General features: G+C 78.2%; 2 protein-coding genes and 1 pseudogene. All 3 read right to left on the bottom strand.

Annotated features, from left to right (window positions below):
* Window positions 1-777 (bottom strand): annotated as a pseudogene (locus tag IDM29_RS16300) (hypothetical protein); the annotation flags it as partial.
* The gene (locus IDM29_RS16295) at window positions 774-1964 is read right to left on the bottom strand and encodes a hypothetical protein (RefSeq protein WP_220457936.1); all 1191 of its coding nucleotides are present in this window, start codon (window positions 1962-1964) and stop codon (window positions 774-776) included. The gene IDM29_RS16295 and the pseudogene IDM29_RS16300, both read right to left, overlap by 4 nt.
* The coding region (locus IDM29_RS16290; RefSeq protein WP_223148426.1) for a hypothetical protein at window positions 1961-2348 on the bottom strand (388 nt) is incomplete at its 5' end. The genes IDM29_RS16290 and IDM29_RS16295, both read right to left, overlap by 4 nt.

Below are 2348 nucleotides of genomic sequence, written 5' to 3'. Positions count from 1 at the left end.
CGGGACCGGCTGGCCGCGGCCGAGGAGCTCGAGGGTGCGCGCGGCGCGGCCCGCGACCCCCAGCAGGGGGTCGCGCAGGGCGGCGCGCCGCGTGAACGGTGCGGCCAGGCGCGCGGCGAGGCGCGGCACACCGAGCATCGCGTCGGTCATGCCGTCCTGGCGGTAGCGCGGGTGGTCCGGGCTCAGCCGGAGCCACCGCACGAGCTCCTCGGCGACGCCCCGGCGCGAGACCGTGGAGGCGGTGCCCAGCCGGACGAGGTGCCGCATCGCGGCGCCGTCGACCTCCCCGAGCCGGAGCCAGTCCGGCAGGCCGGCCGCGTCGGTCCAGACGTCGGGCGCCGCCCCGAGCTCGCCGCGGTGGACCCGCCGGGTGCGCACGTCCTGCGGCGTGAAGGGGGTCGGGTACGGCGCGTCCTCGACGTGCAGCACCAGGACCGGGGTGGCCGGGTCCGCCGGCCCGCGCACGGGCAGGTCGTGCAGCCGCTCGAGGTGCGGGGTCGGCTCCGCGCGCAGCGACCGGCCGTCGGCCGCCGCGGCCACCGCGGCGCTCTCCACCCAGGCGCCGAGGCTGAGCAGGAGGTCGCGGAAGGTCGGGTCACCCGCGCAGAGCACGCGCGACGGCACGACGGCGAGCTCGATCGTCCGGCCCGCCACCCGCGGCGCCCACGGCTGGGTGTTGTGGGGCGACGGGGCCCTGCCCGCGATCGTGAGCCAGCGTCGCAGGGCGTCGTCGGCGAGGGCGGGGTCCGCGGCGGCCGCGGGGTCGGGCGTGCTCACGTGGGCCTCGTCTCAGGGGAGCCGCTGGGTGTGCGGCGGTCGGGCGTGGCGGGGGCTGTCCCGCCCGGGTGGCCGGTGTCCGCGTGGGCGGCGCCGAGCGGCAGGCGGTAGAACGTCACGCCGTGCAGCGGGCGGCCGCCGAAGCGCTCGAGCTGGCGCCGCGATCCCGGGTTGTCGGGAGCGATCATCGTGCTGCGCAGCCGTGCGTAGCCGCCGGTCGCCAGCGCCGCGTGCAGCTGCCGGCTCAGGAGCGTGAGCACCCCGCGGCCCTGCCGGTCCGGGTCGGTGCCCTGGATGACGAGCACGGCCTCGCGGCGGTACCGGCCCCGGGTCGCGAGCAGCTCGAGCCGGCGCAGCACGCCCAGCCGGCCGCCGGCGCGCTGCACGAAGGCGGTGAGGTCCGGGACAACGAGCAGGAACGCGACGAGCCGGCCGGAGCGCGCGTCGCGGGCGAGCAGCAGGAGCTCCTCGTCGACGAGGAAGGCCAGGCCGTCCGTCGCCGCCGCCATCTCGGCGGGCGTGATCGGGGTGTAGTAGGGCAGCGCCGCGAAGGACCGGTTGAGCACCTCGAGGACCTCGGGCACGAGCCGTCCGACGCTCGAGCGCCGACCGCGCTCGAGCACGAGACCCGCGGCCCGCCACTCGTCCGGCGTGGGCGCGCCCGCCGCGTTCGCCGGGTCGACGTCCACCGCCCACGTCTGTGCCTCGCCCCAGCGCCGGAACCCCAGCGCCTCGTACGTGGCCGCGACGCGGGCGGGGCTCCACGGGGAGTCGACGAAGCCGCGCTCCTCGAACCCGGACGTCAGGACGCCGCCGGTCTGGTTCGGGAGCAGCGAGACCGGGCCGAACAGCTGCTCGTGGCCCTCCGCCCGTCGCGCGAGCCCGTCGACCAGCGCCCGGGCGGCCGCCTCGTCGGCGAACTCCGTGGCCCCGAACAGCAGCGAGCGTGCGCCGAGCCGGGCGTCGAGGCGCGCGTCCGTGTGGACCGTCGTGCGGCCGACGACGTCGCCCGACGCGTCGCGCGCGAGCAGGAGGGTCACGGGCTCGGGGTGCGGGCTCCGCCCTCGCCACCACTGCTCGACGGTGTCGGCGAGCAGGGGCACGGCGAGCTCGCGCGGGTGCAGGCGCAGCGGCAGGTCGAGGAACTCGCGCAGCTGCGCGCGCGTCCTCACCTCCTCGAGGTTCACGGGGCCGCCTCCCCGGCCGGGTCGGCGACGTGGATGCGGATGTACCCGGCGGTGCCGTGGCGCCGGTCCCGCGTGATCCAGCGCATGAGGCGGCGGTGCTGGGGGAGGCGGGCGAACGCCAGCAGGTCGTCGCGCGTGGCGAAGAACGCGAGCGTGCCGAGCGTGAAGGGCGGCTCCCAGTAGACGCCGTGCCACACGTAGCCGCGCAGCCGTCGCATCGCCGCCACCATCGGGTACCACTCGCGCGACAGCACGGCCCACGAGTGGGGACCGCGGTAGCGCGTCGCCCCGACGAACATCGCGCCGGCGTCGACCGGCGAGCGCGGTGCGGCGGGCGGCGGGAGCGGCCGTCGCGGTCGACGCCGCGGGCCGCGCCCCGGGCGC

Origin of the sequence: Actinotalea sp. JY-7885 (assembly GCF_014525465.1) — a bacterium.
Classification (GTDB): Bacteria; Actinomycetota; Actinomycetes; order Actinomycetales; family Cellulomonadaceae; genus Actinotalea.
The sequence above is the reverse complement of the archived record's forward strand: the minus strand, read 5'-3'. Positions and strand labels throughout refer to the sequence as shown.